Consider the following 25,716-nt stretch of genomic DNA (forward strand, 5'->3'; position numbering starts at 1 on the left):
GACCGCCACCAAGCACAGTACGAGGAGTCGTTTCACATGCCGGTATCGGTCACCATGCCCCGGCTGGGCGAGAGCGTCACCGAGGGCACCGTCACCCGCTGGTTGAAGCAGGAGGGCGACCACGTCGAGGCCGACGAGCCGCTGCTCGAGGTCTCGACCGACAAGGTCGACACGGAGATCCCCTCCCCGGCGGCCGGGGTGCTGACCCGGATCGTCGTGCAGGAGGACGAGACCGCCGAGGTCGGTGCCGAGCTCGCCGTCATCGGCGGCGACGGCGCTGACGGCGGTGACGCCTCCGAGGGCGCCGCGCCCGCGCAGGAGCCGTCGGAGGAGCACGAGGAGCCCGCCGCCCAGGAGGAGCCCGCCGCCGAGGAGCCCGCCCAGGAGCAGGAGGAGGAGCCGGCCCCGGCCGCCGCGTCCTCGTCCGGCGGCGAGGGCACCTCGGTGAAGATGCCCGCGCTCGGCGAGAGCGTCACCGAGGGCACCGTCACCCGCTGGCTCAAGCAGGTCGGCGACAGCGTCGAGGCCGACGAGCCGCTGCTCGAGGTCTCCACCGACAAGGTCGACACCGAGATCCCGTCGCCGGTCGCCGGCACGCTGCTGGAGATCAAGGTCCCCGAGGACGAGACGGTCGAGGTCGGCGCGGAGCTGGCCGTGATCGGCGCCGCCGGGGCCGCGCCCGCGAAGTCCGAGCCCGCCCCGCAGCCCAAGGCGCCGGCCAAGCCGGAGCCCGAGCCCAAGGCGGAGCCGAAGCCGCAGCCCAAGGCCGAGGCCAAGCCGGAGCCGAAGGCCGCCGCGCCCGCCCCGAAGCCCGAGCCGCAGCCGGCCGGGAGCGCGCCGGTGCAGGCCGGGCCGGCCACCAACGTCACCGTGGCCGGCGCCGCGCCGGCGGGTGGCAACGGCAAGGTCTCGGGCGACGAGGCCGGCTACGTCACGCCGCTGGTCCGCAAGCTCGCCGCCGAGCACGGGGTGAACCTCGCCCAGCTCTCCGGCACCGGTGTCGGCGGGCGCATCCGCAAGCAGGACGTGCTCGACGCGGCCGCCAAGGCGAAGGAGGCCGCCGCCCAGCCGGCGCCCGCCGCCGCCCCGGCCGCCGCGAGCACCGGCGGCGCGGCCGCCGCGCCGAAGGCGGCCCCGAGCCCGCTGCGCGGCCAGACGCAGAAGCTCAGCCGGATGCGGGCGCTCATCGCCCGGCGGATGGTCGAGTCGCTGCAGGTCTCGGCCCAGCTCACCACCGTCGTCGAGGTCGACGTGACGAAGGTGGCGAAGCTGCGCGACAAGGCCAAGGCGCAGTTCCAGGCCACGCACGGCGTGAAGCTGTCGTTCCTGCCGTTCTTCGCCCTGGCCGCGGTCGAGGCGCTGCGGGTGCACCCGGGCGTGAACTCCTCGATCGACCTCGAGGCGGGCACGGTCACCTACCACGACGCCGAGCACCTCGGCATGGCGGTCGACAGCGAGAAGGGCCTGATCGTCCCGGTCATCAAGAACGCGGGCGACCTCAACCTGGCCGGGCTGGCCAAGCGCATCGCCGACGTGGCCGAGCGGACCCGCGCCAACAAGCTCAGCCCGGACGACATCGCGGGCGGCACGTTCACGCTGACCAACACCGGCAGCCGGGGCGCGCTGTTCGACACGCCGATCATCAACCAGCCGCAGGTGGCGATCCTGGGCACCGGCGCCGTGGTCAAGCGGGCCGTCGTGGTCAACGACCCGGAGCTCGGCGAGATCATCGCGCCGCGCTCGATGGTCTACCTGGCCCTGTCCTACGACCACCGGATCGTCGACGGCGCCGACGCCGCGCGCTTCCTGAGCACCATCAAGGAGCGCCTGGAGGCCGGGCACTTCGAGGCCGACCTGGGCCTGTAGCACCCGCTTTGGTCAGTACCACCCGCTTTGCCGATAGCACCCGCTTTGACAAGGGGCGTCCCGTGAACGGGGCGCCCCTTGATGTTCTCCGGGGACGGATCCGGGCAAGATGACCTCATGCAGATCCTGATCGCGGGGGCGTCCGGCTTTCTCGGCCAGCGGCTCATCCCGCACCTGCGCGACGCCGGGCACCAGGTCACGCCGCTCGTGCGGCGCCCGCCCCGCCCCGGCGAGGTGCGCTGGGACCCGACCGCCGGGGTGCTGGACGGCGCGGTCGTGGCGGCCGCGGACGCGGTGATCAACCTGGCCGGCGCGGGGGTCGGGGACAAGCGCTGGACCGCGCAGTACAAGAAGACGATCGTGGACAGCCGCGTGGACACCACCCGCACCCTCGCGCGGGCGATCGCCACGGCCTCGAAGCGGCCGAAGGTGCTGCTCAACTCCTCCGCCGTCGGGTTCTACGGGGACACCGGCGACCGGGCCGTCGACGAGTCCTCCCCCGCGGGCGAGGGCTTCCTGGCCGACGTGTGCAAGGTGTGGGAGGCGGCGACCGGGCCCGCGGAGGACGCCGGGACGCGGGTGGCGCTGCTGCGCACCGGGTTCCCGCTGGACCCGGCGGGCGGCCTGCTCAAGCCGCTCTACCTGCAGTTCAAGCTCTTCGCGGGCGGGCGGATGGGCGATGGGCGGCAGTACCTGCCGTGGATCTCCGTCCCCGACTGGCTCGCCGCGGTCGTGTTCGTGCTCGAGCGCGAGCTGTCCGGGCCGGTCAACCTCACCGGGCCCGAGCCGGTCACCAACGCCGAGTTCTCCGACACCCTCGCGCGGGTCATGCACCGGCCCAACCTGCTGCCGGTGCCGGGCTTCGCGCTGCGCGCCGCCGTCGGCGAGTTCGGCGGCGAGGCCCTCGCGAGCCAGCGGGTGCTCCCCGCGGTGCTGGTGCGCGAGGGCTTCCCGTTCGCGCACCGCACCGTCGAGGAGGCCCTTCAGCAGGCGCTGTCGTCGACCACGTAGAAGTTGGCGGCGGTCTGACGCAGGCCGTGGGTGGTGAACACGTTGTAGAGGCCCATCGCCTGGTTCGACCCGTTGGCGTAGGTGTAGCCGCCGGTCTGGTGCGCCCGGCCGGCGCTCACGTGCGCGTAGTTCGAGGCGCGCACGCACGGGCCGGAGCCCTGCGTCGGGGTCGGGCTCGGCGTCGGCGAGGACGTCGGGGAGGCGGTCGTCGGGCCGGTGGTCGGGCCGCCGCTGGACAGGCCCCAGTCGAGCGCCTGGTAGTACGACGAGCAGATGGTGTCCTTGTAGTACGTGCCCGCGGTGCCGCACTGCTCCGTCGCCGAGCCGGGGTCGACCGGCGTCGCGTGGGTCATGCCCGACACGAGGTACACCTTGACCTTGTCCCCGTAGTTCGACAGGGACGTGCCGCCGGGCAGCGAGGCCGTCGACGTCGGGGTCTGGCCGACGCCGAGCACGTTCGTCCACTGGTCGCGCAGCTCCGTCGCGTTGGCCGGGGCCACGGTGGTGTCGGCCGTGCCGTGCCAGATCGCGACCCGGGGCCGCGCGCCGGAGTAGCCGGAGTACGCGCCCCGCACGAGGTCGCCCCAGGCCGCCGGGGTCTTGTCGACGCCGGGGTTCATGCAGCTGTACGCGGCGGTCGTCGACGTGGCGCAGCGGTACGGCAGGCCGGCCATGATCGCGCCGCCGGCGAACACGTCCGGGTAGGTGGCCAGCATCACGGCCGTCATCGCGCCGCCGGCCGAGAGCCCGGTGACGTACACCTTCGCCGGGTTCGTGCCGTAGTTGGCCACCGCGTAGTCGACCATCTGCTTGATCGACAGCGGCTCGCCCGAGCCGCGGGCGGTGTCGCCGGTCTCGAACCAGTTGAAGCAGCTCGTGCTGTTGTTGGCGGACTTCTGCTCGGGCAGGACCAGGGCGAACTTCCACAGGTCCGCGTACTTGCGCCAGCCGGAGTTGGTGAAGTAGTCGGTCGCGTTCTGGGTGCAGCCGTGCATCGCGACGACCAGGGGCGCCCCCGAGGGGAGGCCGTCGGGGCGGTACGAGTACATCGTGAGGTTGCCGGGGTTCGACCCGAAGCTGCCGACCGTCGTGAGCGTGGCGGCGTAGGCGGGCGTCGAGACGGTGGTGAGCGCGATCGCGGCGACCAGCGCGGCGGCCGCGGGCAGGATCCAGCGCAATGGCCTGGGCATGGCGGTGCCCTTTCTGCTGTGGGGAGCACCACGCTATGTGTGACCTTCGACGCACCACTATGTCCGCTTCCCACACAAATCCCGCGGCCGTGGTGCGGCGGCCCCGGCGTAGTCTGACCAGGTGACCAGCGTGGTGGGTATGCGAATCGTCCGGGCCGGGCTCGTGGACTACGAGGCGGCGCTCGCCGAGCAGCGGCGCGTCCACGCGGAGGTCGCCGACGGCACGGCGCCCGACACCGTGCTGCTGCTGGAGCACCCGAGCGTCTACACGGCCGGCAAGCGCACCGAGCCCGCCGACCGGCCCTTCGACGGCACGCCGGTGATCGACGTCGACCGCGGCGGGAAGATCACCTGGCACGGGCCGGGGCAGCTGGTGGGCTACCCGATCGTGAAGCTGCCCGATCCCGTCGACGTGGTGGCGTACGTGCGGCGCATGGAGCAGCTGCTCATGGACGTCTGCGCGGAGCTCGACGTCGCCACGGTCCGGGTCGAGGGCCGCAGCGGCGTCTGGGTGCCGGCCGACGAGCGGGGCCCCGACCGCAAGGTCGCGGCGATCGGCATCCGGGTCGCCCGCGGGGTCACGCTGCACGGGTTCGCGCTCAACGCGGACTGCGACCTGTCGCGGTACGACATCTTCGTGCCCTGTGGCATCCGGGACGCGGGCGTGACGTCACTCTCGGCCGAGCTGGGCCGGGACGTGACCGTCGAGGAGCTGCTGCCGATCGTCGAACGGCACCTCACGACGCTGTACTGACCCGGTAGGCGACGACCGGGATCAGCTCGGGGTCGACGTCGTCCATGCGCTCGTGGTCGTCGCAGGCGAAGCCGAACAGGCCCTGCATCGACGCGCAGCTCAGCTCGCAGGGGTCGGTGCCGGGCTGCTCGAAGCCGAGCCGCTCGCCCTCGTCCTCCGCGACGGCGGGGTCGGCGCACACGCTCAGCGCGCGCACGCGGGAGCCGTCGCGCCAGACGCCGTAGCTGCACCAGCCGGCGTCGCTGTGGGCGGCGTGCAGGTAGACGTTGCGGCGCTCGCTCGCGGCCAGCACCACGGGGTCGAGCTCGGACGGGCGGCGCGGGGTCAGGCCCCAGCTGCACACCAGGTCGAGGCCGCTGAAGCAGCCGACGCAGACCACGTCGGCCGGCGGGTTGAGGGCGTCGACGAGCAGCTCGTCGCCGATCTCCTCGATCGTCGCCCCGGGGAAGAGGCGTTCGACGAGCGCGCGGGTCGCCGGTTTGTCCAGCACGGGGCAGGACCGCAGGACATCGATCGGGTTTCCGTCGGCGAAGGCCACCAGCGTGTCGTTGAGCACCACGGTTCGCCTATTGCCGGACCGGGTGATTCGGAAACGTGCAAGACGTGACGTCAATCGCGTTCCCGGTTCTTGGGCAGTCGCCGGGCGTAGTCTTCGGGTTGTGACCGCCGTTGTTCCTGAAGGCCGTCGTCTGCTGCGCATCGAAGCGCGTAACGCGGAGACGCCGATTGAGCGCAAACCGTCGTGGATCAAGGTCTCGGCCAAGATGGGTCCCGAGTACACGCATCTGCGGGGGCTCGTCCAGCGCGAAGGCCTGCACACGGTCTGCCAGGAAGCCGGCTGCCCCAACATCTACGAGTGCTGGGAAGATCGCGAGGCGACCTTCCTCATCGGCGGCGACCAATGCACCCGTCGTTGTGACTTCTGTCAGATCGACACCGGCAAGCCGGCCGAGTTCGACGCGGACGAGCCGCGCCGGGTCGCCGAGTCGACGGCGACGATGGGGCTGAAGTACGCGACCGTCACCGGTGTGGCCCGCGACGACCTGCCCGACGGCGGCGCCTGGCTCTACGCCGAGACCGTCCGGCAGATCCACGCCCTGGTCGAGGGGTGCGGCGTCGAGCTGCTCATCCCCGACTTCAACGGCGAGCCGGAGCTGCTCAACGAGGTCTTCGAGGCCCGGCCCGAGGTGCTCGCGCACAACGTCGAGACCGTGCCGCGGATCTTCAAGCGCATCCGGCCCGCGTTCCGCTACGAGCGGTCGCTGGGCGTGCTGACCAAGGCGCGCGAGGCCGGCCTGGTCACCAAGTCGAACCTGATCCTCGGCATGGGCGAGGAGCGGGCCGAGGTGACGCAGGCGCTCAAGGACCTCTACGAGGCCGGGTGCGAGCTGGTGACGATCACGCAGTACCTGCGGCCGACCCCGCGCCACCACCCCGTCGAGCGGTGGGTCAAGCCCGAGGAGTTCGTCGAGCTGCGCGAGGAGGCCGAGCAGATCGGCTTCGCGGGGGTGCTCTCCGGGCCGCTGGTGCGCTCCTCGTACCGCGCCGGACGCCTCTACCGCCAGGCGCTGGAGAACCGGGCTCTCAACTCCTGAGCGTGTCCCTCTAGACTCGCAGGTATGGCAAAGGCCCAGGAGCCGGAGAAGGTCTCCTTCTTCACGCGGCTCAAACAGATCGGCATGGTCTTCTCGTTCACCGCGAAGCGCGACAAGGCGTTCGTGCCCCTCGTGGTGACGGTCGTCCTCGTGCCGCTGATCGCGGTCGGCGTCGCCATCGCGCTGGGCGTGTCCTGGATCTGGGCCCCGCTCGGCGTGCTGCTGGCGCTGCTCGGCACCGTCATCGTGCTCAACCTGCGCTCGCAGAAGGCGATGATGCGAGAGGCCGAGGGGCAGCCGGGCGCGGCGGCCTCGATCATCGAGAACATGCGCGGCGACTGGCGGGTCAGCCCGGCCATCGCCTCCACCACCCAGTTCGACATGGTGCACCTGGTCATCGGGCGCCCCGGCGTGATCCTGATCGGCGAGGGCAACCCCGGCCGGGTCAAGGGCCTCATCAGCCAGGAGCGGCGCCGGCTGGTCAAGGTCATCGGCAACGCCGAGCTGCGCGACTACATGGTCGGCAACGAGGAGGGCCAGATCCCCCTCCCCAAGCTGCGCAACGTGCTGATCCGGCTGCCGCGCACGATCACGGCCAAGGACGTCAACTCCCTCGACAAGCGGCTCAAGGCGCTCTCGGCCCGGCCGCAGATGCCGCGGGGCGCCCTGCCCAAGAACATGAAGCCCCCGAAGGGGCAGTTCAAGGCGATGCGCGGGCGCTGAGCCCGACCGCTAGACGGCCTGCACGACCGAGCCCGAGGCCCGGTCGTGCAGGCCTCGCTGGTTCTGGTCCATGATCAGCGCGGTGACCAGCGGCAACATCACGATCGCCCGCAGGAGCGCCCGCGGTACACCCAGCGGCCCCCCTGTGTTCATGGACACACAGCGGATGCGAAAGAGCCGCATGCCGAGTGTCTGGCCGAAAAACCCGAGGAACAGCGCGTAGACGACCACGAAGACCCCCGGCGCGAGCCAGGGCTCATCGACCGGCTTCGCGAACGCACCCGCGATGATCAGGCACGATATCCAGTCGATCAACAGGGCGCCGAAACGGCGGGCCAGGGTGGCCGGCGCGGGCCGCAGATTCTCCACGACGGGTCAGACTATCGAACGACGTTCCCCGCTGATCGGCCGAGCCACGGGTGGCGAAACACAGCGGAAACAGTCGAGACATGCCGGGGCAATCGCACAGTTCTACGGTCGCGACCAACCAGCCACCTTCACACTGAAGTGATCACCAGACTGGTCTTGCCTGCGACCTGGAGGACGAGTGTTCGCCAATTCTGAAGAGCTGTTGCGATACGTGAAGGATGAGGGCGTCCGCTTCGTCGACGTTCGCTTCTGCGACCTGCCGGGCGTGATGCAGCACTTCAACATCCCGGTCGAGTCGTTCGACGAGAGCGTGTTCGACGACGGTCTGGCCTTCGACGGCTCGTCCATCCGCGGATTCCAGGCGATCCACGAGTCGGACATGATGCTGCTGCCGGACCCGACCTCGGCGTTCATCGACCCGTTCCGCGTCGAGAAGACCCTCGCGCTCAACTTCTTCATCCACGACCCGTTCACGCGCGAGGCCTACTCCCGTGACCCGCGCAACGTGGCGAAGAAGGCCGAGGCGTACCTCGCGTCGAGCGGCATCGCCGACACGGCGTACTTCGGCCCCGAGGCGGAGTTCTACATCTTCGACTCGATCCGCCACGAGACGTCGGCGAACCAGGCGTACTACTACATCGACTCGGTCGAGGGCTGGTGGAACTCCGGCCGGGACGAGCCGGGCGGCAACCGGGGCTACAAGACCGCGTACAAGGGCGGCTACTTCCCCGTTCCGCCGGTCGACCACTACGCCGACCTGCGTGACCAGATCGTGCAGCGGCTGCTGGGGGCCGGCTTCGTCGTCGAGCGCTCGCACCACGAGGTGGGCACCGCCGGCCAGGCCGAGATCAACTACAAGTTCGGCACGCTGCTGCAGGCGGGCGACCAGCTCCAGCTGTTCAAGTACATCGTGAAGAACACGGCGTGGGCCGCGGGCAAGACCGCGACCTTCATGCCGAAGCCGCTCTTCGGGGACAACGGCTCGGGCATGCACACCCACCAGTCGCTGTGGCTCGGCGGCGAGCCGCTGTTCTACGACGAGGCCGGGTACGGCGGCCTGTCGGACACCGCGCGCTGGTACATCGGCGGCCTGCTGCACCACGCCCCGTCGCTGCTGGCGTTCACGAACCCGACGGTCAACTCCTACCGCCGCCTGGTGCCGGGCTACGAGGCGCCGGTCAACCTGGTGTACTCGCAGCGCAACCGCTCGGCCTGCACGCGCATCCCGGTGACGGGCACGAACGCGAAGGCCAAGCGCGTCGAGTTCCGCGTGCCGGACCCGTCGGCGAACGTGTACCTCGCGTTCTCGGCGATGCTGATGGCCGGCCTCGACGGCATCAAGAACAAGATCGAGCCGCCGGCGCCGATCGACAAGGACCTGTACGACCTTCCGCCGGAGGAGGTCGCGAACGTCAAGCAGGTGCCGGGCTCCCTCGACGAGGTGCTCAACACCCTCGAGGCCGACCACGGCTACCTGCTGGAGGGCGGCGTGTTCACGCAGGACCTGGTGGACACCTGGATCTCCTACAAGCGGGCCAACGAGGTCGACCCGGTGCGCCTGCGCCCGACCCCGCACGAGTTCGCGATGTACTACGACGTCTGATCCTCTTCGAGGCTCTGACCTGCACCAACGGCGCCCGTCCTGATCTTGGGCACATGTTGGGCACAACCTGACGAACGGCGGTCATGCCCGGCTCCTCGCCGGCGTGGCCGCCGTTTCGCGTCGGCCGGGCGCCCCGCCGACGAGCGACCGGGTCCGGCCGAGCACATCCGGCCACTCGTGCACGTACGTGTTGAGCGTGACCGTAGACGGGACGACGCGGGCGCCACGGTCGATCGGCGGCAGCCGGATACCGCCGCCCCGTGGAGCTGCGATTGCCGGACGACGCCGCACCACCGGACGGCCGGACAGGTCCCCGTGCTCGCAACCAAGCCGGGATGGCCTAGCTTCGTCAGCGGCACGCTCCTGCCGACTTGCGCCAGCGAGGAGTGAGCTGGACACAGGCGTCGTGGAGGCTTGCCGACCACGCGCATCGTCGCGAGGGTCCGAGTCTCCGGCGGCCAGGGCTGCTCGCCCTGGACCCGACGCTCCGGGATGCCGGCACCCGCCGAGCACCGAAGGCGACCCTCACCACGTTCAAGGTCGACCGGTACGACGTGGGCGGGCCGCTTCGTCAGGCGCCGTCGAAGATGCGCTCCACCGCCGCCCGCGCGCGGCGGGCCACGCGCAGGTACTCGTCCAGGAACTCCTGCGGCTCGGCCCCCGGGTCCAGGGCCGAGGCGGCCGCGGCCAGGTCGGGGCCCTGGCGCGGGAGTTGGTCCGCCGCGCGGCCGCGGACCAGGGTCAGCAGGTTGCGCACGCGGGAGGCCTGGCGCCAGGCGGCCTCGAGCTCGGCGGCGTCGGTCCCGGACAGCAGGCCGGCCTCGGTGGCGGCGGTCAGCGCCTCCAGCGTGCGCGGGGTGCGCAGGGCCGGCACGGCGTGGCCGTGCTGCAGCTGCAGCAGCTGGACGGTCCACTCGACGTCCGCGAGGCCGCCGCGGCCGAGTTTCGTGTGGGTCGCGGGGTCGGCGCCGCGCGGGAGGCGCTCGCTGTCCACGCGGGCCTTCAGGCGGCGGATCTCCTGGATCTGCTCGCGGGTCAGGCCGCCTTCGGGGTAGCGCTTGGTGTCGGCCAGCTCCAGGAACCGGGCGCCCAGCGAGGCTGAGCCGGCCACCAGTCGCGCGCGCAGGAGGGCCTGGGCCTCCCAGACCTTCGACCAGCGGGTGTAGTACTGCCGGAAGGCGCCGAGGCTGCGGACCAGGGGGCCCTGGCGGCCCTCGGGGCGCAGGTCGGCGTCGACGCCCAGTGGCGGATCGTGGGCGGGGCGGGCGAGCAGGCGGCGCAGCTCCTCGGCGATCGTGAGGGCGGCCTTGGCCGCGGCGTCGTCGGCCCAGCCGGGCGGGGCCTCGTAGACGAACAGGACGTCGGCGTCGGACGGGTAGCTCGTCTCGGCGCCGCCCAGCCGGCCCATGCCGATGATGGCGAAGGGGACCTCGGGCGCGGAGGCGGCCGTGACACCGAGGGTCGCGCGCAGGGTCGCGTCGATCACGGCGGAGAGTGCGTCGCCGACGGCGGTCACGTCGAGCAGGCCGAGCAGGTCGGCGCAGGCGATGCGGAACAGCTCGCGGCGGCGCAGGGCGCGCACGGCGTTGATGGCCGTCTCCGGGTCGCCGTGGCGGGCCGCGGCCGCCGCGAAGCCCTCGGTGAGCACCTCGGCGCTGCGCGGCACCAGCTCCGCGTCGTCGGCCAGCAGGCGCAGCGCCTCCGGGTCGTGGACGAGCAGGTCGGTCACGTACCGCGACAGCGCCAGCAGCCGCGCCAGCCGCAGCGCGACCGGGCCCTCGTCGCGCAGCAGGCGCAGATACCAGGGCGTGTTGCCGATCTTCTCCGAGATCTGGCGGTAGGCCAGCAGGCCGCGGTCGGGCTCGGGGGCGTCGGCGAACTCGTTGAGCAGCGCCGGGAGCAGCTGGCGCTGGATGGCCGCGGTGCGCGACACGCCACCGGTGAGGGCCTCGATGTGGCGCAGGGCGCCCGCCGGGTCGGCGAAGCCGAGCAGGTCGAGGCGGGCCCGGGCGGCGTCGGGGGTGAGCCGCAGCTGCTCGGAGGGGACCCGGGCGACCGCCTCCAGCAGCGGGCGGTAGAAGAGCTTGGCGTGCAGGCGGCGCACCTCGCCGGCGTGGCGGACCCACTCGGCGCGGAAGGACTCCACGGCGTCGCGGGCCGCGTTCGGGCGGTAGCCGAGCGCGTGGGCGAGCCAGCGCAGCCCGTCCGGGTCGTCCGGGACCGTGTGCGTGCGGCGCAGGCGCTGCAGCTGGAGGCGGTGCTCGACGACCCGCAGGAAGCGGTACGCCCGCAGCAGCGCCTCGCCGTCGGCCAGCCCCACGTAGCCGCCCTCGATGAGCGCCCGCAAGCCGGCCAGGGTCGTCGGGGTGCGCAGGGACTCGTCGGCCCGGCCGTGCACGAGCTGCAGCAGCTGGACCGCGAACTCGATGTCGCGCAGCCCGCCCGGGCCGCGCTTGATCTCCCGGTCGACCTCGGCCCGCGGGATCGCCTCGATGATCCGCCGCCGCATCGCGCGCACCTCGTCGACGGCCTCCGGGCGCTCGGCCGCGGACCAGACGAGCGGCTGCAGCTCGGCCAGCCACCGCTCGCCGAGCGCGTGGTCCCCGGCGGCCGGACGGGCCTTGAGCAGCGCCTGGAACTCCCAGGTCTTGGCCCACTTCCGGTAATACGCCAGGTGCGAGGCGACGGTCCGCACGAGCGCGCCGCGGCTGCCCTCGGGGCGCAGGGCGGCGTCGACCGGCCACGCCACGAAGCCGCAGATCTCCATCATCCGGGCCGCCAGCGCGCTGCCCGCGCGCATCGCCGTCTCGGTGTCGGTGTCGCCCGCGGGCTCGGCCACGAAGACCACGTCGACGTCGCTGACGTAGTTGAGCTCGCGGCCGCCGCACTTGCCCATCGCGATGACGGCGAGCCGGACCTCCTGCGTGCCGGGCTCCTTGGCCCGCCGCTCCGCGACCGCGATGGCCAGGGCCGCCTCCAGGGTCGCGTCGGCGAGCTCGGTCAGGCGCCGCATCGTGACCTCGACGTCGGCGGCCGCGGTGAGGTCGGCGGCCACGATGCGCAGCAGTTCGCGGCGGTACCCGGCGCGCAGCAACGGCACCGTGGACACGTCCCGGGTCTCGTAGCCGGCCGCGCGCTTGTTCTGCTCCCCGACGAGCTCACGCCACTCGTCGGGGTTGGCCACGAGCAGGTCGCCGAGGGTGGCGGAGACGCCGAGCACGCCGATGAGCCGCCGCCGCAGCGCCTTGTCGGCCAGGACGGCGGCGCGCACCTCCTCCCCCGCGGCCTCGACGAGCCGCTGCAGCTGGAAGAGGGCGAGGTCGGGGTCGGCGGCGAAGTACAGCTGGTCGAGCACCGCCGCGGTCTCGTCGTCGGCGGGGCGGCGCGCGTGCGGGTCCCACAGCCGCAGCCCGTCGGGGCCGGCCATCGCCTCGGTGCGCTCGTTGTCGGTGAAGCCGAACCGGGCCAGGTGGGCGGGGCTGACCTTGATCGGGTCCATCAGCGCGGCCCGAGCAGCGGCAGGGAGCGCAGCCCGCCCTCGCCGGCATGCGGCGTGCGGCCCAGCGCCACGGCCGCGAACCGCTCCGCGAACGGCTTCCAGATCTCCTCGACGTCGGGCAGGGCCGCCTCGACCCCCTCGAGCATCTCGACCGGGTCGATGCCCAGCTCGATGAGGGTGTTCACGCCCTCCATGGCCCAGGTGGCGAACATCGGCAGGTCGCACTCGATGTGGAACTGCAGGCCCCAGGCCGCGGTGCCGAGCCGGTACGCCTGGATCGGGTAGTGCGTCGAGGCGGCCAGCAGGGTCGCGTGCATCGGCAGCTCGACGATCTCGTCCCGGTGCCACTGGAACACGTCCGGGGCGAACGGGACCGCGGCGAAGATCGGGTCGTTGTCGGCGACGTCGCGGCGCGCGACCAGCTTGACGCCGATCTCGGGCCCCGCCGAGCTGCGCTCCACGGTGCCGCCGTGGGCGTGGGCGAGCAGCTGGGCGCCGAGGCAGACGGCCAGGGTCGGGACCCGGTGCCGGACCGCCTTGCGCAGCAGCCCGTCGAGCTGGTCGAACCAGGGGGCGTCGCGCTCGCCCTCGGCGTCGGGGAACGCGTCCTGCTCCCCGCCGAGCACGACGAGCGCGGCGAAGCCGTCGAGGGTCTCGGGCAGCGCGTCGCCGGCGTGCGGCCGGACGACCTGGAGCTGCAGGCCGCCGGCGATGAGCCAGTCGGCGAGACGGCCGGGGCCGTCGGAGGGGTCGTTCTCGACCACGAGGGCCAGGGTCCCCCGGGGGGCGCCGTCGATCGTCACGTACTGACAATATCCATCGCCACGAGAGGGGGGAGGATGGGCGCATGAGCATCATCACGCCGGGCTTCCACGGGCGGCGCCGCGGGGGCAACCCGGCCCTGCCGCCCGGGCAGTACCTGGCCCACGACTTCCCGGTGCTCTCCGCCGGGCCGACGCCGAAGGTCCGCACGGAGCGGTGGGAGTTCGTGATCACCACCGAGACGGGCGAGGAGCGCAGCTGGGACTGGGCCGAGTTCACCGCGCTGCCCTGCGAGGACGTCACGGTCGACCTCCACTGCGTCACGAAGTGGTCGAAGCTGGGCACCGGCTGGCGGGGCGTGGCGGTCGACACCCTCCTCGCGGACGTCGAGACCACGGCCGACTTCGTGATGGCACACTCCTACGACGGGTACACCACCAACCTGCCGCTCGAGGATCTGGTCGACGGGCAGGCGTGGGTGGCGTACCGCTACGAGGGGCAGGCGCTCAGCCCCGAGCACGGGGGGCCGGCGCGGCTCCTGGTCCCGCACCTGTACCTCTGGAAGTCCGCGAAGTGGGTGCACGGGCTGCGCATGATGGCGACGGACGAGCCTGGCTTCTGGGAGGGGGCCGGGTACCACAACTACGGAGACCCATGGCGCGAGCAGCGGTACCAGGGAGACTGAGCGGTCCGGAGCGAAGCGGAGGGGCCGCTCAGCATGCAGCACAGTTCTGAGCTCGGTCGGCCGGAGCGAAGCGGAGGCCGACTGAGCGGTCCGGAGCGAAGCGGAGGGGCCGCTCAGCATGCAGCACAGTTCTGAGCTCGGTCGGCCGGAGCGAAGCGGAGGCCGACTGACCTGGCGCAGGGCCGTTCTTCGATCGGTTCGGCAGGAGACGCCGACGGCCCGGACGCTGGTGTTCGACGTCGACGGGGACTGGCCGGGGCATCTGCCCGGGCAGCACGTCGACGTGCGGCTCACCGCCGCCGACGGCTACCAGGCGCAGCGCAGCTACTCGATCGCGTCGGCGTCGGGGCTGGAGATCACGGTGCAGCGCCTCGACGGTGGTGAGGTTTCGCCGTACCTGACGGACATGTACGACATTTCGTGGCCGGTGGAGGTTCGCGGACCCATCGGCGGATGGTTCGTCTGGCGGCGGTCGGACCCGGCTCCCGTGCAGCTCATCGCGGGCGGGTCCGGGATCGTGCCGCTGATGGCGATGATCCGGGCGCGGGCCGCCTCGGGCGCGAAGACGCCGTTCAAGCTGCTGCACTCCGTCAGGACGCCCGAGGACGCGATCTACGCCGACGAGCTGCGGCAGCGGGCGCGCGACGACCGGGGGCTGGACGTGCAGTACGTCCACACGCGCGTGCGCGGCAAGCGGATCGGCCTCGCGGACGTCAACACCCACGCGTGGCCGACGGACTTCGCGCCGAACGTCTTCGTCTGCGGCCCGACCGGGTTCGTGGAGACGGTCGCCGACATCCTCGTCGCGCTCGGCCACGAGCCCTCGCGGGTCCGGACCGAGCGCTTCGGGTGAGCGTCACATCATGCCGAGGTACCGCTCCCGCTCGAACGGCGTGACGACCCGGCGGTACTCCTCCCACTCCGTCCGCTTGTTCTTGAGGAAGAAGTCGAAGACGTGCTCGCCGAGCACCTCGGCGACGAGCTCCGAGCCGGCCATGACGTCGATCGCCTCGGAGAGGTTCTCCGGCAGCGCCTCGTAGCCGGCCGCGCGGCGCTCACCGTCGGTGAGGGCCCACACGTCGTCCTCGGCGCCGGGCGGCAGCTCGTAGCCCTGCTCGATGCCGCGCAGGCCGGCGCCGAGCATCACCGCGTAGGCGAGATACGGGTTGCAGGCCGCGTCGAGCGAGCGGACCTCGACGCGGGCCGAGTTCGGCTTGCCGTAGGCCGGGACGCGCACGAGCGCGGAGCGGTTCTTGTGGCCCCAGCAGACGTAGGCGGGCGACTCGGTGATCCGGTTCGGCAGCGTCTGCGGGAACAGCCGCTTGTAGGAGTTCACCCACTGGTTCGTGATCGCCGTGTATTCCCGGGCGTGCACGAGCAGCCCGGCGATGAACGCCTGCCCGACCTTCGACAGCTTCATCGGGTCGCTGGCGTCGTGGAACGCGTTGCGCTCGCCCTCGAACAGCGACAGGTGGGTGTGCATGCCGCTGCCCGGCTGCTCCGTGAACGGCTTGGGCATGAAGGTCGCGTGCACGCCGTGCGACAGCGCGACCTCCTTGATGACGTGCCGGAACGTCATGATGTTGTCGGCCGTGGTGAGCGCGTCGGCGTAGCGCAGGTCGATCTCCTGCTGCCCGGGCGCGACCTCGTGGTGGCTGAACTCGACCGAGATGCCGATCCGCTCCAGCGCGAGCACGGCCTGGCGGCGGAAGTCGCGGGCGACGGAGTGCGTGGTGTGGTCGAAGTAGCCGCCGGTGTCGACCGGCCGCGGCACCGAGCCGTGCTCGCCGAGGTTCTCCAGCAGGAAGAACTCGATCTCGGGGTGGGTGTAGAACGTGAAGCCCTTCTCGGCCGCCTTCGACAGGGCCCGGCGCAGCACGTGGCGCGGGTCGGCCCAGGAGGGCGAGCCGTCGGGGAGCGTGATGTCGCAGAACATGCGCGCGCTCTCGCCGGACATGCCGCCCTCGAACGGGAACACCTGGAAGGTCGTCGGGTCGGGGATGGCGACCATGTCCGACTCGTAGACCCGGGCGAAGCCCTCGATCGCGGACCCGTCGAAGCCGATGCCCTCCTCGAACGCCGACTCGAGCTCCGCCGGGGCGACGGAGACGCTCTTGAGGGTGCCCAGCACGTCGGTGAACCACAGCCGGACGAACCGGATGTCCCGCTCTTCGAGCGTGCGGAGCACGAACTCCTGCTGACGGTCCACGAGATGCCCCCACGAGCTGTCTACGGCCAATTCGGGCAAGTCTCGCCCGACGGTATTACACACAAGTTACCGGACCACGGTATGTGACCAGGCAGGGGCGTGAACGGGCCGCAGTGGGTATGAGACCGGGCATGACCTCCGACCTGTGGCCCTCACTCGTGGACCGGTTCCGTGACCGTGCGCGGTCACGCCCGGTCGCCCTGGAGCTCTCCGGCGACCTCGGCTCGTCCGTCGCGGCGGTCGTCGCCTGCGACGCGCTCGGCCCCGAGCGGGTCACCGGGCTCACGCTCGGCGACGCCGTCCCGCCACAGGTGCGTGACCTGGTGCTGCGCACCGGTCTGGACTTCCGGCTCGAGCCGGTGCAGCCGATCCTCGACGCGTTCCTGGCCGCGCTCACGCTCGACGCGCCGGTCGCGGCGAACCTGCAGGCCAGGGTGCGGCGGGTGGTGCTCCTGGCGCTGGCCGAGCAGGAGGGCCGGGTCGTGCTCGATCCCCTGCGGGACGTGCCCGCCGACGTACTGCCCGAGCTCGCCCGGTGGCGCAACGCACAGGACGCCGAAGCGCTCATCCCGGTTCCGGCGATGTGAAAAACCGCATCGCCCCGGTAACAATCGCCGCCGCCGGTGCGACCATCAGGGTGTTGAGCCCGGGGACCCCGGATGGGGCCTCGAGGAGTGAAACGAGGAGGACGCTGATGTCCGAGATCCCGTCCTTGTACGGCGGCGCCGTCAATCGCCGGGTCCGCACCCGTGACCTGATCGCCGCCAAGGAGCGCGGCGAGCGATGGCCGATGCTCACGTCGTACGACCAGTACACCGCCGGCATCTTCGACGAGGCCGGCATCCCGGTCCTGCTCGTCGGGGACTCGGCGGCCAACAATGTCTACGGGTACGAGTCCACGGTCTCCGTGTCCGAGGACGAACTGCTGCCGCTCGTGCGCGCGGTGGTCCGCTCGACCCGGCGCGCGCTCGTCGTCGGGGACCTGCCGTTCGGCTCCTACGAGGAGGGCCCGGCGCAGGCGCTGCGCACCGGGGTCCGCTTCATGAAGGAGGGCGGCTGCCACGCGGTGAAGCTCGAGGGCGGCCGGCGGGTCGCGCCGCAGATCGCCGCGCTGGTGAGCGCGGGCATCCCGGTCATGGCGCACATCGGGTTCACGCCGCAGAGCGAGCACGCGCTCGGCGGTTTCCGCGTGCAGGGCCGCGGGGACGCGGCCGAGGACGTGGTCGAGGACGCGCACGCGGTCGCCGAGGCGGGCGCGTTCGCCGTGGTCCTCGAGATGGTGCCGGGCGAGGTCGCCAAGCGCATCACGCACGAGCTGCACATTCCGACGGTCGGGATCGGGGCCGGCGCGGACACGGACGCGCAGGTGCTCGTATGGCAGGACATGGCGGGGCTGCGCACGGGGCGCACGCCGCGGTTCGTGAAGCGCTACGCCGACCTGGCGGGGGCGTTGTCGGACGCCACCCGGGCCTTCGCCGACGAGGTGCGCACGGGCGTGTTCCCGGCGCAGGAGCACACCTTCGACTGACGGCTCTTCGCCGCCGCAGCGGCCGGGCCCGGGGATGCTCGGGCCCGGCCGCCGTGGCGGCGTCGGGCGCGATATGCCGGGCACTTCGTGCCGCGACATATCGGATGTAGCCGGTTGGGGTGACCAGCCGCGGGCCTGGCAGCGACGGCGCGCCAGCGCCGAGCGGTGTCTGGCGGGAGCGACGGTCCGCACCACCGCGGACCCGAGTCATGACCAGGCCGGAACCCACGGCCGGAGACTCTCGGTCAGAACTTGAAGTACGAGACGAGCTGGCGCAGGTCCTGGGACATCCGGGCCAGCTCGCCGGCCGCGCCCTTCGCCGCGCCGACGCCCTGGGTCGTGGCGGCGGTCGCGTCGGCCACGCCCGCGATGTTCGCCGCGATCCTCTCCGCGCCGGTGGCGGCCTCGGCGACCGAGCGGCTCATCTCCGCGGTGGTGGCCGACTGCTCCTCGACCGCCGAGGCGATCGTCGCCTGGTACTGGTTGATCTCCTCCACGACCTCGCCCATGCGCCGGATCGCCTCCGCCGCGGCGCCGGTGTCGGCCTGGATCGCGGTTACGCGCCGGCGGATGTCCTCGGTCGCCTTCGCCGTCTCCTGCGCGAGGTCCTTGACCTCGTTGGCGACGACGGCGAAGCCCTTGCCGGCCTCCCCCGCGCGGGCGGCCTCGATGGTCGCGTTCAGCGCGAGCAGGTTCGTCTGCTCGGCGATGGTGGTGATGAGCTTGAGCACGTTGCCGATCTCCGTCGAGGACACCGCGAGCCGCTCGACCTTCTCGTTGGCCGCGCCCGCCTCCCGCACCGCGCCCGAGGCCACGCCGGCCGCGTCGGCGGCGTTGCGCGCGATCTCGTGGATCGACACGCCCATCTCCTCGGCGCCGGTCGCGACCGTGCTCACGTGCCGGGACACCTCGTGCGAGGACATCGAGGCGTCCGACATCTGCCGGTTCGTCGAGTCGGCGGCCCCGGCGATATCCTCGCTGACCCGCGACAGCTGGCGGGAGGCTTCGGCGAGGCTGTCGGAGCTGGTACTGACCGCGGAGATCGAGCCGCGGATGCTCCCCATCGCCGCGTCCAGGCTCGCGGCCATCTGGCCGATCTCGTCCCGCCCGGTCATCCCGGCCCGCTGGGTGAGGTCGCCCTGGGCGAGCGCCTCGAGCACCGCGCGGACCTTGCGCACGGGCCGGATGATGGCGCGCGTCACCGGGATCGCGATCGCCAGGAACACCAGCACGCCGAGCAGCAGCGCGGCCGCCGTCGCCCAGTTCGCCCGGCTCTGGGTGCCGGCCATCCGGCCGCGCTCCTGGGCGATGCGCGCGTCGAGCTGGTCCTCGAGCGCGCCGATCTTGTCGTCGAGCGCGTGGTTGCGCCCGGCGATGTCGCCCTCGCTGCCCCGCACGGAGGCCTGGTCGGCCTGGGCGCTCCTGATGAAGGTGCCGATGAAGTCGTTGAACGCCAGCGCGTCGGTCTTGATGGCGGCGAGGTCCGCGTCGACGTCGGCGGGCAGCGCCAGCGCGTCGAGCTTGGCGATGGTCTCGGTGACGGAGCTCAGGTCGCCGGGCAGGTCGGCGAGGATCGCCGCGACGTCGGCCTCGGCGATGGAGCGGTACGCGTCGACCTTGAGCTCCGACTCGCGCGTGTCGAGGTGGTGCAGCAGGCTGCTGGCGACGTCGAGGGTGTGGACGGTGTCGGCCTGCCGGCTCAGCTGACGCTGGGACAGCAGGCCGACGGTGCCCGCGGCCGCCGAGGCCAGCACCCCGGCGGCGCACAGGACGCCGATCTTCGAGACGATGCCCATATTGGCGAAGACGGCCATCAAGACCCCAATCACGCGGTTTCTTTACCGGTGATATCGGCCGCCGTCGGGCACTCCTACGCAGAAACCTCGAGACTTTGCAGGCCCCGGATGACGTACCCGGGCTTGTAGAGGGGATCCTGGACCAGCCGCAGCCCGGGCGCCTTCGCCAGCAGCGCCCCGAACGAGGCCGTCAGCTCGATGCGCGCCAGCGGCGCCCCGAGGCAGTAGTGGATGCCCGCCCCGAACGAGATGTGCGGATTGTCGCGCCGGGTCACGTCGAGCGCCTCGGGCTCGGCGAATGCGGCCGGGTCGTGGTTGGCCGAGCCGAACAGCAGCGCGACCTCGCTGCCGCGCGGGATCGTCACGCCGTGCACCTCGATGTCCTCGAACACCCAGCGCTCGAACATCTGCAGCGGGGTGTCGAACCGCATCAGCTCCTCGATCGCCGGGCCGAGCAGGTCGGGGTTGGCCCTGATCTTCGCCAGCTGCTCCGGGTGCTGCAGCAGCGCCCGCCAGCCGTTGCCGGTCACGTTGACGGTGGCCTCGTGCCCGGCGTTGAGCAGCAGCACGCACGTGCCGATGAGCTCGTCCTCGCTGAGCCCCTCGACCGCGGCCAGCGCGCTGACGAGGTCGTCGCGCGGGTCCTCCTTGCGCCGGCGGGCGAGCGCGCGCAGATACTCCGTGAACTCCTCCGACGCCCGCACCGCCGCCTCGGCCGTCTCCCGGGCGGGATTGAGCTCGTACATCCCGCAGATCGCCGCCGACCAGGGCCGCAGCAGGTGCCGGTCGGCCTCGGGCACGCCGAGCAGCTCCGCGATCACGGTCACCGGCAGCGGCTCGGCGACCTGCGCGATGAGGTCGCCGCCGCCCTGCGCCACGAACGCGTCGACCAGCTCGTCGGCGAGGCGCTGGACGTAGGGCCGCAGCGCCTCGACCCGCCGCGGGGTGAACGCCTGCGAGACCAGCCGCCGCAGCCGCGTGTGGTCGGGCGGCTCACGGTCGAGCATCCCGTTGTTGTTGAGGGTCCAGAACGGCTCCTGGTAGTCCGGCGGCGCCGTGCGGCCCATCTCCTCGTGCGTGGCGACGTGCAGGTAGCTGCGCCCGAGGCGCCGGTCGCGCAGCAGCGCGTTGACGTCCTCGTGGCGGCTGATGAGGTATTGCCGGCTGGGCTCGAACCACAGCACCGGCGACTCCTCGCGCAGCCGCGCGTAAGCCGGGTAGGGCCGCGCGACGAACTCCGCGGACCACGGGTCGAAGACCGCCGTCACAGGTCCGTCACCCGAATCCCCGCGTGCGTCTTGTAGCGCTTGTTGATGGCGATGAGGTTCGCGGTGAGCGCCTCGACCTGCCCCGCGTTGCGCAGCCGCCCCGCGAACACGCCCCGCATGCCGCTGATCCGCCCCGCGAGCGCCTGCACGTGCAGCGCGGCGTCCCGGTCGTCGCCGAGCACGAGCACGTCGAGGTCCACGGCGTCCACCTCGGGATTCGCCAGCAGGACCGCACTCACGTGGTGGAACGCCGCGCACACCCGGGCCTCGGGCAGCAGCGCCGCGGCCTGCTCGGCCGCGCTGCCCTCCTCGACGCGCAACGGATACGGCCCCTGCTTGTCGAAGCCGAGCGGGTTCACGCAGTCGACCACGATCCGCCCGCCGCGCAGCTGCGGCGCCAGATCGGCGACCGTGGCCCCGTGCCCCTCCCACGGCACCGCGATGACGACGACGTCGGCTCCCGCGGCGAACGCGTTGGCCCCGCCCTCGACCACGCCCTGCACGCCCGGCATCCCGCGCAGCTCCTGGGCCGCGTGTTCGCCGCGCTCGGTGGAGCGCGAGCCGACGAGGACCCGATGGCCGGCGCGGGCGAAACGGTACGCGAGGCCGCGCCCCTGGGGCCCCGTCCCGCCGATGACGCCGACGGACAGGCCCGAGACGTCGGGCAGCTCGATCTGGTCATAACTCATGCCTCTGTTGTACCCCCCGGTGATCCGTCCCCGGACGAGGCCTCGTGGAAGGTGACCTTCCGTTTCACCGGGTCCGCCTCCGTGAGTCGCACCGCGATCCGCTCCCCCAGCGGCAGCGCGTCACCCTCGCAGCGCGCCCGCACCGGCGGCTCGTCGATCGCGATGTCGGCCCGGTGCTTGGCCCGGTCCACGTCGAGCACCGCGGCCTCGAACGTCTCCCCCACCCGCCCCTGCAGCAGCGTCGCCTCCACGAGGTCGACCGCCCCGCGCTCGGCCGCCCCCGCGACCCGGTCGGTTCGCGTCATGACCTCCGGCAGCTTCGGCAGCGCCTCGCGCGCCCACGAGGGGACCGCTGCGCCCGCGTGGAGGGCGAGGCACACCTCGGTGACGTACCGGTCGGCCAGGCGCCGCAGCGGGGCCGTCACGTGTGCGTACGGCGCGGCTACCGCGGCGTGCAGCGGCTGCTCCGGCGGCCCGCCGTCGAACGGCGTGTAGCCGGCGCCGCGCATCATCTCGGCGGCCTGGTCGAGCAGCGCCGCCGCCCTCGGCTGAGCGGGGTCCAGGGTCGCGATCATCTGCCCCGGCGTCGCGTCGTCCGGCCACGGTACGTCCAGGGCCTTCGCCGCCAGCCGGAGCGCCTCGACGGTCTGCGGCGGCGCGGGCGGCATGGTCCGCAGCAGCCCGACCCCGCCGTCGAGCATGATCCGCGCCGCCGACATCCCCGTGAGGAGCGAGATCTGCGCGTTGTACTCCTCCACCCCGACCGGCGCCCGCAGCGTCAGCCGCCACCCGTCCCCGTCGGGCTCGATCTCCTGCTCGGGCATCGGCAGGTTCACGGCCCCGCGCTCCAGCCCGCGGGCCACGAGCAGCTTGCCGATCTCGGGCAGCAGCGCGATCGACGGGTGCAGCCGGCCCGCGTCCGCGTCGCGCTGCACCGACTCGTAGTCGAGCTTGGCCCGGCTGCGCACCCGCGCCCGCCGCACGTCGGCCCCGACGGTGTTGCCCTCGCCGTCCACGTCGATCGTCCAGAGCACCGCCGGGCGCACCTGGTCCGGCAGGAGGCTCGCCGCGCCCTCGCTCAGCACCGGCGGGTGCAGCGGGACCTTGCCGTCGGGCAGGTACACGGTCTGCCCCCGCTGCCACGTGTCGTGCTCCAGGGCGCCGCCGGGCTCGACGAACGCCGCGACGTCCGCGATCGCGTAGTAGACGCGGAAGCCGTCGTCGCGCCGCTGGATGAGCAGCGCCTGGTCGAGGTCCTTGGACGTGGGCGGGTCGAGGGTGACGAACTCGAGCTCGGTCCGGTCGGGCCGGTCCTCGAACGTCTTGCGCGCGGCGGCCTCGGCCTCCTGCTGCGCGGGCGCGGAGAACACGTCGGGCAGCTCGAGCTCGTGGCGCAGCGCACTGAAGTCGATGCGGGGTGCGAAGGTTCGGCGGACGGTCACGAGGTCAGTCTTACCAGCAACGGTCACCCCGGAAATCACGCGAACGGCCGGTCCCGGCGCCGGTCCGCGGATCGAGGGGCGCTCGTGCTCCTGGCCGATCCGCCCGTCCGCCCGTCGCCGCCGGCCGCGAGCGTGGTGCCAAGGTTTCCCGCCGTGGGGCGCGGGGCGGTGGGGGGACGCGACCGGGGGCGGGGGGCCGGTGCCTCGGCGCCGGCGAGGGTCCGTCGCCCCTCGCGGCGGTCCGTTGCCCCTCGCCGCGGTCCGTTGCCCCTCGCCGCGGCCCGTTGCCCCTCGCCGCGGTCCGTTGCCCCTCGCGGCGGCGAACCGGGGGTGCGCAACGGCCGGCGTGCTCGTGTGCACGCCGGCCGGCATTGCCCGGAACGGGAACGGCCGGTTCTCGCCGCGGAGGCTTGAACCGGCCGTTCCTCGGAACTTACGGGCGGGCCAGCGTGGCCCAGTCCTCGGCCGTCATGCTCGCGGCCTCTTCCGGGTTGTTGCCGTTCTCGCGGCCCGGGATCGACTCCGACGCGGCGGTCTCCTCGGCCGGGGCCGTCTCCGCCGTCAGGCCGCCCTCGGCGATCGCGGCCGGCTGGGTCGCCGGCTCCGCCGGGGCGGTCGTCGCGGCGGCCGTCGTCGTCTCCGGGGCCGTGGTCGCGGCGGCCTTCTTGGCCGGGGCCTTGCGCGGGGCGGCGGTCTTCTTGGCCGCCGCCGGCTTGGCGGCGGTCGCCTTGGTCGCGGTCGTCTTTGCGGCCGTGGCCTTGGTGCCCGTCGTCTTCGTCGCGGCGGTCTTGGCCGGGGCCGCCTTCGCGGTGGCCTTGGTCGCCGCCGACTTCGTGGCGGCGGCCTTCGTGGCCTTCGCCGTCGTCGCCTTGGTCGCCGCCGACTGCGCCGGGGTCGTCTTCGCCGCGGACTTGGCCGGGGTGGCCTTCGCCGTGGCCGACTTCGCCGCCGTGGACTTCGCCGCCGTCGACTTGGCGGGGGTCGCCTTGGTCGCGGCCGACTTCGCCGGGGCCGCCTTCGACGCCGCCGTCTTCTTCGCCGCCGTGGACTTCGCGGCGGCCGTGGACTTCGCGGCGGTCGTGGACTTGGCCGCCGCCTTGGTCGCCGTCGACTTCGCGGCCGTCGACTTGGTGGCGGCCTTCGCCGGGGCGGCCTTCGCCGTGGCCGTCTTCTTCGCGGCGGTCGCGGACTTGGCGGCGGTGGCCTTGGTCGCGGTGGACTTGGCCGGCGTCGTCTTCGCGGCCTTCGCCGGGGCCGCCTTCGACGCCGCGGTCTTCTTCGCCGCCGTCGACTTGGCCGCGGTGGCCTTCGTCGCGGTGGCCTTCGTCGCGGTGGCCTTCGTCGCGGCCGACTTCGCCGGGGCCGCCTTCGACGCCGCCGTCTTCTTCGCCGCCGTGGACTTGGCGGCGGTGGCCTTGGTCGCGGTGGCCTTGGTCGCGGTGGACTTGGCCGGCGTCGTCTTCGCGGCCTTCGCCGGGGCCGCCTTCGACGCCGCCGTCTTCTTCGCCGCCGTGGACTTGGCGGCGGTGGCCTTGGTCGCGGTGGCCTTCGTCGCGGCCGACTTCGCCGGGGCCGCCTTCGCAGCCGCCGTCGTCTTGGTGGCGGCCTTCGCCGGGGTGGCCTTGGCCGTGGCCGTCTTCTTCGCCGCCGTCGACTTGGCCGCGGTGGCCTTCGTCGCCGCCGACTTCGCCGGGGCCGCCTTCGACGCCGCCGTCTTCTTCGCGGCCGTGGACTTCGCGGCCGTGGTGGACTTGGCGGCGGTCGCGGACTTCGCGGCCGTCTTGGCCGGGGTCGCCTTCGCCGTGGTCGTCTTCTTCGCGGCCGCCGTCGACTTGGTCGCCGCGGCGGTCTTCTTCGCCGCCGTGGTCGACTTCGCCGCCGGGGCCGCCGCATTCGACGCCGCCGTCTTGCGAGCGGCAGGGGTCGCCGGCTTCGCGGCCGCGGTGGACTTCGCCGCCGGGGTCGCCGTCTTGGCCGCCGCCGTCTTGCGGGCCGCGGGGGTCGCCGGCTTCGCGGCCGCGGTGGACTTCGCGGCCGCCGTCGACTTCGCCGCCGGGGTCGCCGTCTTGGCCGCCGCCGTCTTGCGGGCCGCGGGGGTCGCCGACTTCGCGGCCGCGGTGGACTTCGCGGCCGCCGTCGACTTCGCCGCCGGGGTCGCCGTCTTGGCCGCCGCCGTCTTGCGGGCGGCCGGGGTCGCCGACTTCGCCGCGGTCGTCTTGCGGGCGGCCGGGGTGGCCGGCTTCGCCGCCGTGGTCTTCGCGGCGGCGGGCGTGGTGCTCGTCTTGCTCGCCGTGGACCGGGTCGCACGCGGCTTGGCGGCGGTCGTCGCCGTTCCCGTCGCGGCGGACGGCGTCACGGCCGCGGTCGTGGCACGGCGGGGGGCGCCGGCCGCGACCGTCTTGCGGGCCCTGGCGGGGGCCTGCTCGGTCGTCGCGGGGGCCGAGGCCGCCGCGGTCGTCGCGGCCGCGCGCGCTGCGGCCGATCTCGTGGTGGCCTTCTTAGCTGCGGCCATCGTGGTCCTCCTGGAGGAGTTCTCCCGCATCCTGCGGGATGTTCGCGGTTGGGTTGTGCTGGTGGTCGGGTGTTTCGGGGAGCCGGCTGTCCGGGCGGTTCGCGGTCGCCACGGGCTCCGGCGCTTTGCTAGTGCTTGCCTTCCCACCGTTCGTCTTCGGCGTCCCACGCCTCGTTGCGTTCCTGGACTGTAGCGAGGGCCTGTTCCGCTGCCGC

The 25,716-nt window shown here is 72.8% G+C and carries 21 protein-coding genes; 11 read left to right on the forward strand and 10 right to left on the reverse strand.

Annotated features, from left to right (window positions below; all coding sequences use genetic code 11):
- The first annotated feature begins 36 nt into the window (after positions 1–36).
- Positions 37–1,866, forward strand: coding sequence for a 2-oxoglutarate dehydrogenase, E2 component, dihydrolipoamide succinyltransferase (gene sucB, locus ACQP2P_RS38350; RefSeq protein WP_433609447.1), 1,830 nt, complete (start codon positions 37–39; stop codon positions 1,864–1,866).
- A gap of 117 nt (positions 1,867–1,983) precedes the next feature.
- Positions 1,984–2,877 carry a TIGR01777 family oxidoreductase gene (locus ACQP2P_RS38355; RefSeq protein ID WP_433609449.1) on the forward strand — a complete coding sequence of 298 codons (894 nt, stop codon included), beginning with the start codon at positions 1,984–1,986 and terminating at the stop codon, positions 2,875–2,877.
- On the opposite strand, the gene ACQP2P_RS38360 is transcribed toward ACQP2P_RS38355, so the two are convergent.
- Positions 2,850–4,067, reverse strand: a complete 1,218-nt coding sequence (locus tag ACQP2P_RS38360) for an extracellular catalytic domain type 1 short-chain-length polyhydroxyalkanoate depolymerase (RefSeq protein ID WP_433609451.1) — start codon at positions 4,065–4,067, stop codon at positions 2,850–2,852. The two genes, ACQP2P_RS38355 and ACQP2P_RS38360, sit on opposite strands and share 28 nt — an antisense overlap.
- 139 nt (positions 4,068–4,206) lie before the next feature.
- Here ACQP2P_RS38360 and lipB point away from each other — a divergent pair, with 139 nt between their 5' ends.
- The gene (gene lipB / locus ACQP2P_RS38365; protein ID WP_433609453.1) at positions 4,207–4,821 is read left to right on the forward strand and encodes a lipoyl(octanoyl) transferase LipB; all 615 of its coding nucleotides are present in this window, start codon (positions 4,207–4,209) and stop codon (positions 4,819–4,821) included.
- Here lipB and ACQP2P_RS38370 read toward each other — a convergent pair.
- A complete protein-coding gene (locus tag ACQP2P_RS38370) occupies positions 4,805–5,380 on the reverse strand; it encodes a DUF6928 family protein (protein ID WP_433609455.1) in 576 nt (191 codons plus the stop codon). The genes lipB and ACQP2P_RS38370 overlap by 17 nt on opposite strands.
- Positions 5,381–5,480: 100 nt before the next feature.
- On the opposite strand from ACQP2P_RS38370, the gene lipA reads away from it, so the two are divergent.
- Complete coding sequence (gene lipA, locus ACQP2P_RS38375; protein ID WP_433609457.1) at positions 5,481–6,416, forward strand: lipoyl synthase; 936 nt, start codon at positions 5,481–5,483, stop codon at positions 6,414–6,416.
- Positions 6,417–6,440: 24 nt separating this feature from the next.
- Positions 6,441–7,139 (forward strand): DUF4191 domain-containing protein, encoded by a 699-nt coding sequence (locus ACQP2P_RS38380; protein WP_433609459.1) that lies wholly within the window; start codon positions 6,441–6,443, stop codon positions 7,137–7,139.
- Positions 7,140–7,148: 9 nt separating this feature from the next.
- On the opposite strand, the gene ACQP2P_RS38385 is transcribed toward ACQP2P_RS38380, so the two are convergent.
- Entirely contained in the window at positions 7,149–7,508 is a 360-nt protein-coding gene (locus tag ACQP2P_RS38385; RefSeq protein ID WP_433609461.1) for an RDD family protein, read from the reverse strand.
- 178 nt (positions 7,509–7,686) lie between these two features.
- Here ACQP2P_RS38385 and glnA (ACQP2P_RS38390) point away from each other — a divergent pair, with 178 nt between their 5' ends.
- Positions 7,687–9,111: a type I glutamate--ammonia ligase gene (glnA, locus tag ACQP2P_RS38390; protein ID WP_433609463.1), complete on the forward strand. Its 1,425-nt coding sequence runs from the start codon at positions 7,687–7,689 to the stop codon at positions 9,109–9,111.
- 571 nt (positions 9,112–9,682) lie between these two features.
- Here the strand turns inward: glnA (ACQP2P_RS38390) and ACQP2P_RS38395 are convergent.
- Both ACQP2P_RS38395 and ACQP2P_RS38400 read right to left on the reverse strand, forming a co-directional pair.
- Entirely contained in the window at positions 9,683–12,610 is a 2,928-nt protein-coding gene (locus tag ACQP2P_RS38395) for a bifunctional [glutamine synthetase] adenylyltransferase/[glutamine synthetase]-adenylyl-L-tyrosine phosphorylase (RefSeq protein WP_433609465.1), read from the reverse strand.
- Positions 12,610–13,413, reverse strand: a complete 804-nt coding sequence (locus ACQP2P_RS38400; protein WP_433609467.1) for a type 1 glutamine amidotransferase — start codon at positions 13,411–13,413, stop codon at positions 12,610–12,612. Before ACQP2P_RS38400 ends, ACQP2P_RS38395 begins: the two co-directional genes overlap by 1 nt.
- A 44-nt stretch (positions 13,414–13,457) precedes the next feature.
- On the opposite strand from ACQP2P_RS38400, the gene ACQP2P_RS38405 reads away from it, so the two are divergent.
- Both ACQP2P_RS38405 and ACQP2P_RS38410 read left to right on the forward strand, forming a co-directional pair.
- Positions 13,458–14,057: a sulfite oxidase-like oxidoreductase gene (locus ACQP2P_RS38405; RefSeq protein WP_433609468.1), complete on the forward strand. Its 600-nt coding sequence runs from the start codon at positions 13,458–13,460 to the stop codon at positions 14,055–14,057.
- A gap of 118 nt (positions 14,058–14,175) precedes the next feature.
- Positions 14,176–14,910 carry a ferredoxin reductase gene (locus tag ACQP2P_RS38410; protein WP_433609470.1) on the forward strand — a complete coding sequence of 245 codons (735 nt, stop codon included), beginning with the start codon at positions 14,176–14,178 and terminating at the stop codon, positions 14,908–14,910.
- 3 nt (positions 14,911–14,913) lie between these two features.
- Here the strand turns inward: ACQP2P_RS38410 and glnA (ACQP2P_RS38415) are convergent, their stop codons facing one another.
- Positions 14,914–16,266: a type I glutamate--ammonia ligase gene (gene glnA / locus ACQP2P_RS38415; protein ID WP_433079323.1), complete on the reverse strand. Its 1,353-nt coding sequence runs from the start codon at positions 16,264–16,266 to the stop codon at positions 14,914–14,916.
- Positions 16,267–16,397: 131 nt separating this feature from the next.
- On the opposite strand from glnA (ACQP2P_RS38415), the gene ACQP2P_RS38420 reads away from it, so the two are divergent.
- Both ACQP2P_RS38420 and panB read left to right on the forward strand, forming a co-directional pair.
- Positions 16,398–16,853: a hypothetical protein gene (locus tag ACQP2P_RS38420; protein WP_433609472.1), complete on the forward strand. Its 456-nt coding sequence runs from the start codon at positions 16,398–16,400 to the stop codon at positions 16,851–16,853.
- A gap of 107 nt (positions 16,854–16,960) precedes the next feature.
- Positions 16,961–17,794: a 3-methyl-2-oxobutanoate hydroxymethyltransferase gene (panB, locus tag ACQP2P_RS38425; protein WP_433609474.1), complete on the forward strand. Its 834-nt coding sequence runs from the start codon at positions 16,961–16,963 to the stop codon at positions 17,792–17,794.
- A gap of 245 nt (positions 17,795–18,039) precedes the next feature.
- Here the strand turns inward: panB and ACQP2P_RS38430 are convergent, their stop codons facing one another.
- Genes ACQP2P_RS38430 through ACQP2P_RS38445 form a run of 4 tightly spaced genes read right to left on the reverse strand, consistent with a single transcriptional unit; the run spans position 18,040 to position 22,989 of the window.
- On the reverse strand, positions 18,040–19,623 hold the full coding sequence (locus ACQP2P_RS38430; protein WP_433609476.1) for a methyl-accepting chemotaxis protein: 1,584 nt from the start codon (positions 19,621–19,623) through the stop codon (positions 18,040–18,042).
- A gap of 41 nt (positions 19,624–19,664) precedes the next feature.
- Complete coding sequence (locus tag ACQP2P_RS38435; RefSeq protein WP_433609478.1) at positions 19,665–20,858, reverse strand: cytochrome P450; 1,194 nt, start codon at positions 20,856–20,858, stop codon at positions 19,665–19,667.
- On the reverse strand, positions 20,855–21,547 hold the full coding sequence (gene npdG / locus ACQP2P_RS38440; protein ID WP_433609480.1) for an NADPH-dependent F420 reductase: 693 nt from the start codon (positions 21,545–21,547) through the stop codon (positions 20,855–20,857). Before npdG ends, ACQP2P_RS38435 begins: the two co-directional genes overlap by 4 nt.
- On the reverse strand, positions 21,544–22,989 hold the full coding sequence (locus ACQP2P_RS38445) for an RNB domain-containing ribonuclease (protein ID WP_433609482.1): 1,446 nt from the start codon (positions 22,987–22,989) through the stop codon (positions 21,544–21,546). The genes npdG and ACQP2P_RS38445 overlap by 4 nt, the downstream gene beginning before the upstream one ends.
- Positions 22,990–23,399: 410 nt before the next feature.
- On the opposite strand from ACQP2P_RS38445, the gene ACQP2P_RS38450 reads away from it, so the two are divergent.
- Positions 23,400–25,694: a hypothetical protein gene (locus ACQP2P_RS38450; RefSeq protein WP_433609484.1), complete on the forward strand. Its 2,295-nt coding sequence runs from the start codon at positions 23,400–23,402 to the stop codon at positions 25,692–25,694.
- Positions 25,695–25,716 lie beyond the last annotated feature (22 nt).

It is taken from the genome of Dactylosporangium sp. CA-139114 (assembly GCF_050955725.1).
GTDB lineage: Bacteria > Actinomycetota > Actinomycetes > Mycobacteriales > Micromonosporaceae > Dactylosporangium.